A 15,835-nucleotide genomic window follows, 5' to 3' on the forward strand; every position below is an offset into this window, starting at 1 on the left:
CTTGCCCCCTAATTGCTATCAGCGAAAACAGATTGAGCCTTTGCCACCTGCAACTTACCCGACTGCATAGTCAACACTCTATCGCATCTAGCCGCTAGCGCATTATCGTGGGTAACCATAATTAAGGTGGTGCCGTGTTGCTGATTTAAGCTAAATAATTGCTCAACGATATTTTGTGCGGTTTCATGGTCGAGATTTCCCGTTGGCTCATCAGCAAATAAAATTTGCGGACGCAACATAAATGCGCGCGCTAGTGCTACTCGCTGTTGCTCACCACCAGAAAGCTCTGAAGGTAAATGATGCACACGCTCTTTCAGCCCAACAGAATCCAATAATTGCATAGCTCGATGTTTGTCTTCGGCCTCTCCACGAAGTAAACACGGCAAAGTCACATTTTCTAACGCGCTTAAACTGGGGATCAATAGAAAGCTTTGGAATACAAATCCAATATGTTGACTGCGCAAATCCGCCCTTTGCTCATCGTTCAAACTTGATAACGAATGCCCCAACAATTGCACATCGCCCTCGCTCGGCACGTCCAAACCGGCAAGTAAGGTCATCAGCGTAGATTTACCGGCACCAGAAGCACCAACAATGGCAACACTTTCTCCTGAATCTATATCCAAATTTACATTTTGTAGGATTGTTAAATGTTCTTGTTTGGTAGAGACTGTTTTAGTTAAAGATTGAGCCTTAATTACGGATGTGGTCATGATACGTTTGCTTTCCTTACTTTTTGTTTGTTTTTCCATGAATGTCAGCGCAGCGACACTGCTTGTGCTCGGCGATAGCTTAAGTGCGGGTTATCAAATGCCCATAGAAAAAGCTTGGCCAACATTATTACCCGATGAACTGGCACAAAACGGCCATCAAATGAGAATCATTAACGGTAGCATATCAGGTGATACTACAGGTAATGGTTTAAATCGACTTCCGGCACTATTGCAACAACATCAACCGGACTATGTGCTGATTGAATTAGGTGCTAATGATGGTTTACGAGGTTTCTCACCTAAACTGGTCAAAAATAACCTCAATAAACTCATCGATTTGAGTCAAGACAGCGGTGCTAAAGTGATTTTAATGCAGATCCAAGTGCCACCGAATTACGGTAAACGCTATGCGCAAGCATTTGCACAGGTTTATCCTACCGTAAGTAAAGAAAAGAACGTTGAATTGATTCCATTTTTTCTGGCCGAGATCATCACTTCTAAAGATTTAATCATGCAAGATGGCTTGCACCCTACACAAAAAGCTCAACCTTGGATTGCTAAGTTTGTGGCACAGCAGCTTAATCCAATACTGTAAAGGACAAGTGAATCATGAAGATTGAACCGGTAATCAATGGCGTTGTCGCCCGCACTGCGCATCCTGCAGGATGTGAGCAAGCAATCAAAAACCAAATAGAAATCGTTTCTCGTTCAAAGCCCATCAGTGATGGACCTAAACGGGTATTAATTCTAGGAGGCTCATCGGGGTTTGGGCTTGCAGCGCGCATTGCGCTCACCTTTGGCGGAGCGAATGCAGACACCATTGCCGTTTCGTTCGAGCGTGGGCCTTCGGAAAAAGGCGTCGGTAGCGCCGGATGGTACAACAACATTTATTTTAAGCAGCAAGCGCAAACTAAAGGTGCAACAGCGGTAAATATTATTGGTGACGCCTTTTCAGATTCAGTTCGCCAGCAAGTATTAGACGCGATTGAGACACAATTTAACGGACAAGTCGATTTAATCATCTACAGCCTTGCCACTGGCGTGCGCCCTAAACCGGATTCAGACGAACTGTGGCGCTCATCAATAAAACCGATTGGCGAGTCTTTAACAGGCGCAAGCATTCGACTAGAAGATGATGTTTGGCAAGAAACTGAATTGCCGGCGGCGAGCGAGCAAGAGATCATAGATACGCAAAAAGTAATGGGCGGAGAAGATTGGCAAAGCTGGATAGATTTACTGATCAACAAAGACGCCATTGCGCCAAATTGCCAAAGCATTGCTTTTTCTTATATTGGCCCAGAGTGTACCCACCCTATTTACCATCAAGGGACATTGGGACGCGCTAAGGTCGATTTACACCAAACCAGCCATGCCATTAATTTAAAATTGGCGCCTTTTAAAGGCGGTGCATACGCCTGTGTTTGCAAAGCATTAGTGACCAAAGCTAGCGTATTTATTCCTACCTTTGCCCCTTATGTATTAGCGCTCTACAAAACCATGAAAGCGCAGGGACTGCATGAAACTTGTATTGAACAGATGCAGCGCTTGTTTAACTCTAAGTTATACCCACAACCCATTGTGGATGGAGAGCGACTGATTCGGATGGATGATTGGGAATTAAAGCACAGCGTGCAACAAAACGTCTCGGCACTGCTTCCTCAGTTAACGGCGGATAACTTTAGCCAGCTAGCCGACTATCACGGCTTTAAAACCGAGTTCTTACAACTGAACGGTTTTGCCATCGATGGGGTCGATTATCAGCAAGATTACACCCTAGAACAATTGCAGGCGTTACGCCCTTAACATCTTGAATATCGTCTCTTCGCGGTTGTCATACAAGATAACCGCGAATCCCTCTGCAGGTCAGGCAAACTACGGCTATCCTTATACTAGTCACCAAATTTAAGTGAGTTTTTGTCGGGTTGATCATCTATTACTGGCTAAATACCCAGTACATGTCAGCGTGTTAATCTCAACCGGTGATCGGTGAAAGGTCCACCTTAAGCAATTGCCGCAAAATACTGATTCGTTTTATTGCATAGCCTTGCTATTGAGTTAGCTCTATCTCGCACAAGCATGAACACCTTATCGGTATGGCATAAATAGATTTAATCGACACTCACTTAATATTCATCAATGGCAAAGTAATGGATTACGTATGGCCAGAGTTAATACACAACAGTTAGAAGTCCCTAATAAGATCTACTGCTCATGGCAAGATATGTTAGAGATCCTAGCGCAGTTTTCGCATGTGCCTGTGGCCATGATAAATCGTTTAAATCAACATCAACTGGATGTATTTTGTTGCAATCACAATATTGATAACCCAATTCGAGTGGGCGACACCTTTGCCCTTGGAGAGGATCACTTTTGTGAAACAACCTTAAAGACGGATTCGATTTTGGTTGTCCCCGATCGTAACTTAGATCCAAAATGGCAACAATTATCTAAACCTCTCACAGCTAAAACCCAATCTTACTTAGGGATTCCGTTGCATTGGCCTAACGGTACTCCATTTGGCACCTTATCGATTCTGGATAATAAAATTAATCACTTTAAAATCTCTATTCGAGAATTGTTATCGGTGTTTAAGGATTCCGTCGAAGCGCAACTCACCGTCATCTATCAAAACCAAAAACTGCAACTGGTCAATAAAGAGCTACATTCACGCATACAAAACCGCACTGTCGAGCTGGCTAACCTAAGCTATCAACTGGACAAAGAATCCACAAAACGTAAACAACTTGAACGAGAAATTCACTACCAGCAACATCATGATACCGGTAGCGGACTGTTAAATGCCAAAGCGTGGGAATTAGAAACCAATCGCATCGTTAATCAAGCGGATCTGCATAACCAAGAAGTGTCAGTGTTTTATCTTGGTATCAGTAATGGGCAACGAATCCAAATTGATATGGGCGCTGAAACGCTCGATCAGATCATCAAACAAATCAAAGACAAACTTGGTGAACTGGGGCCAAAAACTCAATTGAGTGCTCGCCCGCGATCGAATGACATCGCCTTTACCCTATTATCGAATAACGACAACAAAAACTACGACGCGATTATTCGCCACATCATGGACGTTACCTCGCAAGACTTTGATGTGCCATCGGGCAAAGTGCGCTTACAAGTGTATGTCGGCGCTTCTATTAGTCATCCGCAACGCAACCCACAAAACATGGCTTTAACGGTGCAAGCCTATCAAGCGATGCAAAATGCCCGCGAATCGGGTAAACGTATTCTATTTTATGATGATAACCAGATTGAAGGCGGCACTAAGCTCAATCGTCTTGAGAGCTACTTTATTGAATCCATTCGCGACAATGCGATCAAACTGTTTTATCAACCTCAGATAGCGATAAAAAATGGTCAATGGCATAGCGCCAGCACTTCTATTCGTTGGGACCACCCTATTTTGGGAAATGTGTCTGAACTCTCTATTAGCCAGTTGTGCGATCAGCCGGAAATTGCGGACGCGCTGTGCCATTTTATGGTCAGAAAGTCCATTTATATCGCCAAGCAATGGCGCGCGATTAAGCCTCACTTTAGAGTGGCAATTAAGCTCAATGCTTGCCAACTCGCCTCTAAAGATTTAGCTATGTATCTACACTTATGGCTTAAAGAAGCACAGATCCCCGGCGAAGCATTAGAAATTGAAGTATCGGAAAAACAACTGTTTGCCAACGAATCTACCCTGCAAGCCACACTAGAACAAATATCTTCACTGGGCATTAATTTAACCTTGTGCGATTTTGGGCATGGGCACGCCTCATTTAGCTATTTAAAACACAGCCCGTTTAAGCGCATTAAAATCGATAAATCCTTTACCGATAATTTGCAGCACAGCTCCGAAGATCGCAGCTTTTTACATTCGTTAATGCAAATTACCACCCGTTTAGGCTTAGATACCGTGCTTACGGGCGTGGAAAGTAAAGAGCAAGAACAATGGTTATTGCAGTTTGATACCCCGTATGCCGAAGGCAAGAAGTATCACGGGCCTATGACGCGCAAAGACTTTGAGCAGTTCTTATATAAACAAAGTGAGATGAACCAGCATTAGCATGGCAATTGGCCAAATAACTGTCTTAGGGTGTTTATAAAGGGGTTTATGAACATTTTTATAAACATTTTTATAAACATAGTCACCAAAGGGTTGTTATAATCCGCCAATGCTTGAAATCTAGGGTTCCCAAATGGATCTGCTTACCGCAAAACTGAAAAAACTCGAAAAACAAAACTACAGCGCTTATCAACAGATCAAGGGAAGTTACGACTTCACTGACTTCACCTTGCACATCGACCATGTTCAAGGTGACTCCTACGCTTCCCCTTCCCGATTTAGAGCCATTCGTCCGTGGTCTGTAACGGGTTTAGATTTCATAAAAGAAACCTCTGAGGCGTATCAATTAGCGGCGCGTGATTTTATTGGGCGCACCCTTGCCGAATTTGCTAAACAAGACAATGCCATCTCTGTTGCCACAACGGCGCAGGTAGTGTTAGATAACACCGCAGTCTTGTTTACCGAACAAGGCATAGAGCTACGCTTTAGAATTAATCTTCCGGCCGATGGACGCTCTATTCTGGCTAAGAAAGCGCTCAATATCATTACTTTCTATTTGCCGAAATACATTCGTAAAGCCACGCTGTGGCGCGAGCTTGACCAAGCCCGCTTTGCTAAACATTGTGAAGTGATTGAAGATCAAAGCGCGCTTAGAGAGCAACTTGCCGAGCACGATTTAGTCAGCTTTATCGCCAACAACAGTGTATTGCCACGCCTATCTGGTGAAAGTGATATGCCCATGAAAGATGCCCTGCCAATGAAAGCGCCGTCTGAGCTTGCAGTGACATTGCACACGCCTAATAGAGGCTATGTCACCGGTCTTGGCATTAAAAAAGGCATCACCTTAATTGTCGGCGGTGGTTTCCACGGTAAATCGACGCTGCTGAACGCCATTGAAAAATCCATTTACGATCATATCCCTGGTGACGGTCGTGAATATTGCGTCACCGATCCATTGAGCATGAAGATCCGTGCTGAAGACGGACGTTGCGTGCATAACCTCAACATTGCCAACTTTATCAATCATCTGCCAATGCAGAAATCCACTACCGATTTCTCCACCCAAGATGCATCTGGCTCAACCTCACAAGCGGCTTGGTTGCAAGAGTCGATAGAATCTGGCGCTAAATGTTTGCTTATCGATGAAGATACCTCAGCGACCAACTTCATGATCAGAGATGAGCGCATGCAAGCGCTAGTGGCAAAAGATGCCGAACCTATCACTCCTTTGGTCGATAGAATTGCCGAATTGCGCGACCAAGAAAACATCAGCTCCATCATAGTGATGGGAGGATCAGGGGATTACCTTGACGAAGCGGACAGTGTGATACAAATGCATGAGTATCAACCTGTTGATGTCAGTGAAAAAGCCAAACAAGTGATTGCGCTACACCCTTCTGCGCGCAGTCATGAGTGCGAACAACCGCTACAAGAAAGCAAGCCGCGCTCGTTTAATCGTGCTTGTTTGCAAACCTTACTTGCAGAAGGCAAATTTAGAGTCGGCGCGAAAGGGAAAAGCGCTTTGCGTTTTGGTAAAGAATTTATCGACATCTCGGCCCTAGAGCAGCTACAAACATCCAATGAAATCAATGCCATTGGCTGGACACTGTTTCAATTGGCTCAGCAACCGGGTTGGAGTTCCGATCTCAGCCTTGAGAGTGAAGCGATACTAGAAACCCTCGATTGGCATGCCGCTATGCCAAATAATGGTGATATTGCTAAGCCGCGAGTATTAGATTTACTGGCAACCGTAAACCGCTTACGCAAAGCGCAATTTAAAGCCGCCAAATAATTCCATTAATCATACTAAGTAAGTGATCAGAACTAGCGCAGGAAAAATGCTCAAGAACAAGGCAGAATTTTTCGATAAGTAGTTATTCTACAATCAAAAATTCTAACGCCGTTATCGAGCATTTTAACAAGCTAGAATGACCCGTTATTTAGTACGATTGGTATAAGACAAAGCGCTCCCTTACTTAGGTAAGGGAGCGCTTTATGCTTGCTTTGAGTTATTTCAGCGATCACAGCTTCTTAATAAATCGTCCCATCAACCCCGGATGATAGCTCCAATGATGGCTAAAGATATCAAGCAATTCGGGGTTGCCATATTTAGAAAGGCAAAGGGCATGGAAACGATTATGCCTAGCTTGTAACTCAGTCACCTTATCCACCATCTCTTGCGACTGTTTAGGCGCAATAAAGTCTGACAGCACCACCATATCTGCATTTAAAAATTTATCGGTGTGCATTAAATCGATGCATTTTTGCAATACAGGCTCAAAGTCTGTGCCGCCATGAAATGTGTACGAAAGAAAATCACTCGCTTCACGCAAGCCATCTTTTTTGGTTAATTCATAGGTAATTTGTTCGGTAGAAAACATAATCACAAAGCAGTCTCGCTGCTCGGCTAACGCAATTTGCATCAAAGCATACGCCATCGCTTTGGCGCACTGCTCAGGGAAACCGCTCATTGAACCAGAGGCATCCACGCAAACAATAAATGGTCCTTTTTCTAAATCTAACTCACTAGAATTTGGCGTATGCGCATTCACTTTACGTAACTTACGAGACTTACCTGCGGTGCGATAATTCATCAAACGTTTATCAACTAAATGCTGGTAGAAAATCACTTCCAGTTCAGGATAAGCTAGAAACATAGTTTCGTTGGGCAGCAGTTTGCTCAAATCGTCACTTTCATGAATGCCGACAATATCATCGGTCGCTTCATCTGACTGCTCTTCGACTAATTGCAATTCCACCGCCGGTCTTTTTCTCAGCGCAGGGTCGTCAACTTGACTTGCCATGCGTCCAAGTTCATTGGCTATCTCTTTTAAGCCGCTGTGCTTGCGTAAAAAGGTGGCGTATTTTGCCATGGTTGCAACATCGGTACGGCTTAGCTTAGCTGCCGCCATATCCCATAGGCGACCCAGTTGCGCTTCGTCCCCCGCATCGCCGATTTGACGCATGTTTTTCATGTTTTCCATACGATTATACAAATCGTCTAAAAACTTTTGCTTATCAACTTCTAGCTCATCAAGTTGCAACTGCTTCACCGAATGATACAAAGATTGATACCATTGATCGCAGAAAAAATGCGCAAACATAGGATTGGGCGCACTTTCTTGTCGCTCCAACAAGCGTTTTGCGGTGGAGTAGAAATTGCTATTGCCTTTTAACTGACGAATCGTCGATTTTATCTGTTCTTCAAACTGAGCTTCATCCCAGTGAATCACGGTTTGATAAAGCGCCAACTCTTCACGAACTTGTTCCGACTCGGATACCTTGCTAATGCGTCGTTTAACAGAACCTTTCCACTTACGCAGATGGTTGGTAACCGACGCTTGCATGCCCGGTTTTTCCGATGCCATCAACACCTGACTGCGGCCAATCAAATCATTGACTGCCGTTTCAACCATACCGGATTCGGCGACCGACATTGCCAGATTTAACGCATCAACTCCAAGCATCGCGCTCTCCTATTCGGTAAAGAAATCGGCAAGCATACCGATCCTTTGCGCCACTTTCTTCGATCTTTGCTGTGACTCATTTAAGGTCACCGATAGTTGCTGCAAACTTGACTCCATCGCAGTCGGCAATTCAGGCTCAATAAAGTTATGCGGCAGAGCGCCATGAAAATCTGAGCGCACTTTGGTAAACAGCAGTTCAGCTTGCATCAATTGATTTACCGCCTCGTTGGCACGCGCATGCCAAGTTTGATGTTTTTCCACATCTAACCCTGCGTTAGTGACTAAACCTAGTAACACCGAGCGATTCGCAATATCTTTGATAACAAGGTGATTTTCGCCATCTAATGCAAATTTGAGAGACATCAAATTAGGGTTGTGATTGACATAACCATACACATCTCCCCCGCCATGGTTAATGGCGTTGACTAATTCAGTATGCGGTACGTACACATAACGGGTATCACCTTTATCATGCTCTGAAACGGACTGATTACTTTGCAATAGCACCAATTTCACTAAATTTCGCGCGTTACCTACGCTGTGCGAGCGCCAGTCATCCAGATCAACTTTAAAGCCTTCCTTGCCCTTTCGCAGCAGTCCAGAGGTGTGCTCTGATTGTACTTGCATGACGTTTTCGTCTTCGATTTCACATTGAATATCAGTTAATACATCGTTGCTATCTTCAATGATTTGCAAAATTTCTTTTTGATTGAAGGCGTGTTTTAAGGCAAATTCATGCATCACTTCCCTGACGATAAGGCGCGATGCAGGGCTATTCCACAAACAGTCTTGAATGAGCAGTAAATCAAGGGCATTGATTTTTTGGCGGCCATTAAAAAACGCACTCGCTTTTAATAATTTCACCGCTTTTTTCCAGCGACGATCCGACACATACAACTCATCAGAGTTAAGTTTGTCTTCGTTTTCTTTGTGGCGAGTTTCGAGCATGGTTTTTAGCTGATACAGCTTGTTAAATACTTCATCAGATAGTGGCATGCTATCTAGTTCATTTAACCATTGAGTATATTCTTGGTTTGAAATGGTCAGATCTTCAGGCACTTGCGCTTCTTGCGGCGTGCCAACGGTGAGCATGCTATGAAAGTTTTGCTTATCTTGGATTCGATTGACGAACACGCGCACCAACATGCGATCGTACAGCGCTTCCAAACCGCTATCTTGATCGGGCAATTCATTGGACGCGGAAATTAACAGGCGCATTGGCACTTTTTCAATTTCACTGCCATTTTTAAAGGTCTTTTCGTTCACCACGGTTAATAAGGTATTTAAGATTGCCGGGCCTGCTTTCCAAATCTCATCAAGGAACACCACGTTAGCGGTGGGCAAATAGCCTTTGGTTAAACGAACATAACGGCCATGATCTTTTAGATCTTGAATACTGAGCGGGCCAAACACCTCTTCAGGGGTTGAAAAGCGCGTCATCAGGTACTCAAAGTAGCTGCTACTTTCAAAGGCTGAAATGAGACGTTTTGCTATCAAACTTTTGGCAATTCCCGGTGGTCCGAGCAAAAACACACTCTCACCGGATAAGGCGGCAAGTAAACAGAGTTTAATGGTGTGTTCACGTTCATAAACACCTTCCGAAAGCACTTTAACTAGTTTATTAATACGTTCGGAACGTAATGCGCGCTGCGCATGAGACACACGGGTGTTTTCCATTCTAAAATTGCTCCATTAAACTGCTTATTGACCCTGTTTGAAGTATACGCCACTGCTGGGCTCTTTTCCCTAGTAGGTCTAATAACTTAGCGAGATCTGGCTCACACTGCAAACTTAGTTTGTAAATGTGTTGTTTAACCTATTCATTCAATACGTTAGTTTGAATGCATGTGCGTTTTTAACGCCAGCGCATTCACCATAATTGTAAACACGAATGCCGAAAAATAACCTTAATTGAGTAACAAATCATGCATAAAACTCTGCATAGCTGGAAGAATCTCTCTCTCATTGAAGAACCTTTAACTCTGCCCAACGGCGTAGAGGTTGAACACACCTCAATTGTTCACCCAGGTGCGGTGGTTATTTTGGCAAGAACATCACAAAATAAGCTGTTATTGCTCAATCAATACCGCCCTTCATTAAAAGACTGGCTTCTAGAAATACCCGCAGGCACGCTCGATCCAAATGAAGATCCGCTGACTGCGGCCAAGCGTGAACTGGAAGAAGAAACCGGATATAGCGCCAAAAAGTGGCAAGGGTTTGGCAAACTTACCCCAATGGCGGGATTTTGTAATGAAGTTCAATATCTGTATCTTGCGCAAGACTTATCATTAACCCAAAGTTTAAGCCAAGATACTGACGAAGTTATCGAAGTGCTTGAGGTTTCCATTGATGATCTGCTCGCTTGGATTCAACAAGATAAAATCACCGACGCTAAAACAATCGCAACGCTGTCAAAAGCATTACTCAACGGAATATTAAATTAAAAGGAATAGTCATGGACTTTCGCTCAGATACTGTCACCCAACCTACCCAAGCAATGCGCGACGCCATCGCTAACGCCCCTGTGGGTGATGATGTTTACGGGGATGACCCAACCGTTAACGAACTGGAAGCTTGGGCGGCAACAACTCATGGGTTTGAAGCAGCGCTGTTTACCTCATCGGGAACGCAAGCCAACTTACTGGGCTTAATGTCGCATTGCGGACGTGGCGATGAGTATCTTTGTGGTCAGCAAGCACACAACTTTCGATACGAAGCTGGCGGCGCGGCAGTATTAGGCTCAATTCAGCCACAACCTATCATGAATGAACCCGATGGCACTTTGTGTTTTAAGAAGCTTGAAGCGGCAATAAAACCGGACGATTTTCACTGCGCGCAAACTAAATTACTCAGTTTAGAAAACACCATTAATGGCAAAGTACTGCCGCTTGAGTATTTAGCCCAAGCACGTCAGTTTGTGGATAAGCACGGCTTAAAACTGCACCTTGATGGCGCACGTGTTTACAATGCAGCAGTGGCGTTAGGTGTTGATATTAAAGAAATTGCTCAGCATTTTGACACTATGACAGTGTGCTTATCTAAAGGCTTAGGTGCACCGATTGGCTCTCTTCTTTTAGGTGACACTGTCACCATAAACAGAGCGCGTCGCATCCGTAAAATGCTAGGCGGTGGTATGCGTCAAGTGGGTTTACTGGCGGCAGCGGGAAAATTAGCGCTCACTGAACAAGTCGCGCAACTGTCGGTCGATCATGCAAACGCGCAAATTCTGGCGCAAGGTCTAGCTAAGCTAAAAGGCTTTCACGTTAAACCTGAACTGGTACAAACCAATATCGTGTTTGCTAAGCTGGATGATGCGGTTGATATCGACGCTATTTGCGCCGACTTAGAAAAAGAAGGCATTTTAGTGACCCCAAGTAACCCTATTCGCTTTGTGACCCACAAAGACGTCAGCGCGGATGATATTGCGCTGCTATTAGAGCATTTGGCTAACAAATTGAATGATTAAGCGCTAAGTAATTAAGAACTTAGCTATTAATAACTAAGCTACTAATAAATAAGCAAAAACCGTCGTTATCTGTGATAGATAACGACGGTTTTATTGTTTTTATAGCCAGATGCTATGCCCGACGCTATTAGTTGCCCTATTAACGGCGGCGATTCTTACCACGATTTTTATGTACGCCTAGTTTTGCTTTCAGCTTACGCTTTTCAGAGCTGCGACTGCGACGAGGCGCGTTTTCTTCAAACACTTCTGAATCTGGGCTTGGCTCAAATCCGGCTAACCACTCTTGCGGTAATTTCTGGTCCAGCAATCGCTCAATGGCTTCTAAAAGATATTGCTCATTGTGACTCATAAAAGACACAGCATGCCCCACGTTACCAGCGCGGCCACTGCGACCAATGCGGTGCACATAATCTTCGGCTTTGTATGGCATATCATAATTGATGACGTGTTCTAACTCTTTAACATCGATGCCACGAGCAGCCACATCCGTTGCCACCAGCGCGCGCACTTTGCCTGCTTTAAACTCATCTAACGCACGCTGTCTGGCGCCTTGGCTTTTATCACCATGAATTGAAGCGGCTTGGATGCCATCCAGTTTTAGCTCTTTTGCCAGTGCTTCCGCGCCCTCTTTGGTTCGGGTAAACACCAATACTTGTTGCCAATTACGAGAACCAATTAGATACGACAACAATTCACGTTTACGCTTTTTATCCACTGGATAAACGATTTGTTCAACACTATCCGCCGTCGAGTTGGCAGGGCTCACTTCCACTTCTACAGGGTTATTTAAGATTTTGTACGCAAGATTTTTAACCGCTTTTTTAAAAGTTGCGGAGAAAAACAGAGTTTGACGGTCACTGTTTAGCTTTTGCAAAATGCGTTTAATATCGGGCATAAAACCCATATCCAACATGCGGTCTGCTTCATCAAGCACTAAATACTGGGTGTATTGCAAAGTGAGGTTTTTATTAAACAGGTGATCAAGCAATCTTCCCGGAGTGGCGATTAAAATGTCACAACCACGATTAAGATTGGTCACTTGCACATTAAAGCTAGTGCCGCCGTACACCACCACGGTTTTTAGCTCCGTTGGCTTAGCATACTCAGTAATCGCATCAAACACTTGCTGCGCCAGTTCACGGGTTGGCACTAAAACGAGAGCTTTAACTTTGCATTGCGACTGCGGATTATGAGCGGTGATCTCACCCATCAGCTTTTGAATGATCGGCAATCCAAAAGCGGCTGTTTTGCCAGTACCTGTTTGCGCCGCGGCTAACACATCTCGCCCCTCAAGCACATGCACAATGCCTTCGGCTTGTACCGGTGTTGGTGTCACTATGTTCAGTTTCTCTAAGTGTTCAACAAGAGAGGTTTCAAGACCAAGGTCGGCAAATTGGGATGCAGGCATACAGGATTCCGTTGGATGTTTTCTTTAAGGCAGGGATTCTACTTTAATTTAGCCTCAGTTACAGCCTCTATCACCTCTGGATAAAAATCGAGAAACACTTGGTCGAGCGTTTGGTAGTGCTGTTGTAATGTTGCAAAGCAATCGGATAAAGGCGCCATTCGGACACTGCGCTGCGACATTCGGCTAAGGGCAAAGCCGACGTTATCCAGATCTTGATAAGAATAAATCCAGCCGCCATCCCACATGCTAGTGATCACTTTTTGATAACGCTCAGGAAGAATGATATCCGGCGCAGAATGAATGAACTTAGGATGGGTCAGTTGCTGGGCATGCTCACAAAACTGAGCTAGTGATTGTTGATGAAACTTATCCCAATGCTGCACAAGACAGTGATCCCAAAACACGTCTAACGCTATCGGTGCATAGCGGCGACGTTCGCCAAATAGAGGCTTGATAGCGGCAATTGCAGGGTGACTGTCGGTAAAACTGTCGATAAATCGATGCAAGCGAATACCATGAGTCACCTTTGGCGGATAATGCCCTTGCGGATTACCACGCACAAAATCCCCTAGCAGATTGCCTAATAAACTGCTATTGCTCACATGCGCTAAATGTAAATGGCCTAAAAAGTTCATGTTGTCACTTTCCCTAAAGGTTGATGCTACGGTTTGAACCAAGAGCATGTTATTTCGCTATATCTATATCGCAGCACTCTCCACTTAACCAAAAAGCTTAATCAAACAGCTCAATGACCAACTTATTGTCTCTAATCACCAAATTAGGTTCAGCGGATTTAATCAGTGCTTGTTGCAATACATTGCTATCGAGCTTATACACTGGTTTTTGCGACAAGCCATAGCCAATCATAGAGACCGCTGGTTTAATAAGTCGTTTTATGTCTGCGGGTAATGGTGTGCCATTTTCCGTGAATTTTTCTAGGCGAATGGATTGCAAAAATACTTCGCCTGTTTTGGCATCGTAATGAGGCACTGCGCTAAATTCGAGATCCAAATCCAAACGTTGCTTTGGCGAATCAAACAGTTGTACGTTAGCGATAGTATTGGCAAACACAGCTATTCGGTTAGCATCGCTGCGCCCAATTTTCACTTCAAGGTCGGTCACTGAAACTTGCGCATACATAAGGTTTTCAACCCCAACAGACTGATTGAAACTAACATTGTCATGTAAATATTCAGTCATCTCTTTTTCTGACACGCTATAGGTGGCACAACCACTAAGCACAATAGTGATGCTAAGCAGTAGCAATCGTGATAATAGTGACAACAGTGCTGCTGTTTTGTGTTGATGTATCGTCATTTTGTTCATTGAGATTCGCTCTATCGTGCCATCGCAGATCATTACAGCTAAGTGTTAATCGTAATAACTGTCAAGGAAGGTTATATACTTGGCATTGCCATAATGAAGTCATAATACAGGTCAAATATAGGCGTTAAGCGGTTAAAACTAGCCTCACATTGACAATAGCAGAGATTAATTTCAGGTATTCTCTACTGCAAGTTTAAAATAACACGCTAAACAACGGATAATTGTCCATATAATCAGCATCTGGACGAAATATTAGTTTCAGTTTTACGTGCTTACTTTGCATCACGTTACACTATTCAAATCAACATACTATTCATACGAATACATTAAGAGTTATAGGCAAGATGAATTTACAGTACTGGAAAAATAATATTAGTGGTCTGTTAGTGGTAGGCGTATTTCTCATTGCCGTCGCTATTTTTACCTCATTAATCCCTGCAATCGATCTATTACATTCCGATTCAAGTACATTAGGGGCCATATTTACCTATCTGACCTACTCTGCAGGCTCGCAAGGGTTCTTAATTACATTAGCCGTTTTAGTCATTGCTATTGCACTAAAAACACCAACAAAAAAACGTCTGTTCATCTTAATGGTACAGCTTGGCGTGTTACTTGTGCTCTCTTTTGGTGCAAAATCACTGCTTAAAAAAGTGACTCAAAGCCCTCGTCCTTACACCGAAGCCTTGACACAATTACATTTGGTCGATTCTCCACAAGATTTCTATCACCTCGATATGCCGGATCAAAACGCCGTCATAGATCAGGCGTCAAACAGTGTATCGCACTGGCGCACCATTCACTGGCAAGGTGAAACAGATTACTCGTTCCCATCTGGACATACTGTATTTGTGGCGCTGTGTTTATTCTTCTTTGGCGGTTTATTTGTGCAGCGTAAACAATACCTTGCCCTTTCTATTTTGTTGTTATGGGGGTTAGGCGTTGCGTACAGTCGTTTATGGCTTGGCATGCATCGACCAGAAGATCTTATTGGCTCCGCGCTAGTGGTTGGGGTTATCGCCATATTTATTCCTGCGCCATCCTCTGGCAAACCCTCAGCCTAAGTTAAGCAATATCGAGATAAAGCACATTAAGGGGTGATTTGTTAACAAATCACCCCTTTTTCATTCATTAATAAGCACTGTTGTGGTCTGCTAGATAGATTCTTATTGATGTATCCGCTGAAAGAACGCAAAATAGCGCTCCTTCCCAAGAAGGTGAGCGTTTTGTACTTTATACCAATCGTACTAAATAACTGGTCATTCTAGCTTGTTAAAATGCTCGATAACGGCGTTAGAATTTTTGATTGTAGAATAACTACTTATCAAAAATTCTGCCTTGTTCTCGAACATTTTTCCTGCGCTAGTTCTGATCACTTACTTAGTGTGATTG

General features: G+C 43.8%; 13 protein-coding genes. 7 read left to right on the top strand and 6 right to left on the bottom strand.

Translation table 11 applies throughout. From position 1 onward, the window contains the following. Nucleotides 1-8 precede the first annotated feature (8 nt). The gene (locus QV280_RS15130; protein WP_152822733.1) at nt 9-713 is read right to left on the bottom strand and encodes an ABC transporter ATP-binding protein; all 705 of its coding nucleotides are present in this window, start codon (nt 711-713) and stop codon (nt 9-11) included. Here QV280_RS15130 and QV280_RS15135 point away from each other — a divergent pair. The 4 genes from QV280_RS15135 (at nt 712) to QV280_RS15150 (ending at nt 6,568) form a co-directional block, all read left to right on the top strand. Next, nucleotides 712-1,308 (top strand): arylesterase, encoded by a 597-nt coding sequence (locus tag QV280_RS15135; protein ID WP_039971167.1) that lies wholly within the window; start codon nt 712-714, stop codon nt 1,306-1,308. The two genes, QV280_RS15130 and QV280_RS15135, sit on opposite strands and share 2 nt — an antisense overlap. Before the next feature lie 14 nt (nt 1,309-1,322). Beyond that, entirely contained in the window at nt 1,323-2,516 is a 1,194-nt protein-coding gene (gene fabV / locus QV280_RS15140; RefSeq protein ID WP_152822731.1) for an enoyl-ACP reductase FabV, read from the top strand. Nucleotides 2,517-2,871: 355 nt separating this feature from the next. Continuing rightward, nucleotides 2,872-4,776: a sensor domain-containing phosphodiesterase gene (locus QV280_RS15145; protein WP_152822729.1), complete on the top strand. Its 1,905-nt coding sequence runs from the start codon at nt 2,872-2,874 to the stop codon at nt 4,774-4,776. A gap of 133 nt (nt 4,777-4,909) precedes the next feature. Next, entirely contained in the window at nt 4,910-6,568 is a 1,659-nt protein-coding gene (locus QV280_RS15150) for an ABC-ATPase domain-containing protein (protein WP_152822726.1), read from the top strand. A 229-nt stretch (nt 6,569-6,797) separates the two neighbouring features. On the opposite strand, the gene viaA is transcribed toward QV280_RS15150, so the two are convergent. After that, nucleotides 6,798-8,243, bottom strand: coding sequence for an ATPase RavA stimulator ViaA (gene viaA / locus QV280_RS15155; RefSeq protein ID WP_152822724.1), 1,446 nt, complete (start codon nt 8,241-8,243; stop codon nt 6,798-6,800). A 9-nt stretch (nt 8,244-8,252) separates the two neighbouring features. Beyond that, complete coding sequence (locus QV280_RS15160) at nt 8,253-9,920, bottom strand: ATPase RavA domain-containing protein (RefSeq protein ID WP_152822722.1); 1,668 nt, start codon at nt 9,918-9,920, stop codon at nt 8,253-8,255. Between the two features lie 248 nt (nt 9,921-10,168). On the opposite strand from QV280_RS15160, the gene QV280_RS15165 reads away from it, so the two are divergent. Together QV280_RS15165 and ltaE are read left to right on the top strand one after the other, a co-directional pair. Then, the gene (locus QV280_RS15165) at nt 10,169-10,687 is read left to right on the top strand and encodes an NUDIX hydrolase (protein ID WP_152822720.1); all 519 of its coding nucleotides are present in this window, start codon (nt 10,169-10,171) and stop codon (nt 10,685-10,687) included. An 11-nt stretch (nt 10,688-10,698) separates the two neighbouring features. Continuing rightward, the gene (gene ltaE, locus QV280_RS15170) at nt 10,699-11,709 is read left to right on the top strand and encodes a low-specificity L-threonine aldolase (RefSeq protein ID WP_152822717.1); all 1,011 of its coding nucleotides are present in this window, start codon (nt 10,699-10,701) and stop codon (nt 11,707-11,709) included. Nucleotides 11,710-11,848: 139 nt separating this feature from the next. Here ltaE and QV280_RS15175 read toward each other — a convergent pair whose 3' ends face one another. From QV280_RS15175 to QV280_RS15185, 3 genes are all read right to left on the bottom strand, one after another. Beyond that, nucleotides 11,849-13,117 (bottom strand): DEAD/DEAH box helicase, encoded by a 1,269-nt coding sequence (locus QV280_RS15175; protein ID WP_152822715.1) that lies wholly within the window; start codon nt 13,115-13,117, stop codon nt 11,849-11,851. A gap of 38 nt (nt 13,118-13,155) precedes the next feature. After that, nucleotides 13,156-13,752, bottom strand: coding sequence for an acyl carrier protein phosphodiesterase (locus QV280_RS15180; protein WP_023405320.1), 597 nt, complete (start codon nt 13,750-13,752; stop codon nt 13,156-13,158). Between the two features lie 97 nt (nt 13,753-13,849). After that, nucleotides 13,850-14,443 (bottom strand): DUF1439 domain-containing protein, encoded by a 594-nt coding sequence (locus QV280_RS15185; protein ID WP_447026285.1) that lies wholly within the window; start codon nt 14,441-14,443, stop codon nt 13,850-13,852. Nucleotides 14,444-14,787: 344 nt separating this feature from the next. Here QV280_RS15185 and QV280_RS15190 point away from each other — a divergent pair, with 344 nt between their 5' ends. Beyond that, nucleotides 14,788-15,507, top strand: a complete 720-nt coding sequence (locus QV280_RS15190; protein ID WP_023405318.1) for a phosphatase PAP2 family protein — start codon at nt 14,788-14,790, stop codon at nt 15,505-15,507. Nucleotides 15,508-15,835: the final 328 nt, after the last annotated feature.

This window comes from Vibrio sp. B1Z05, from assembly GCF_052955985.1.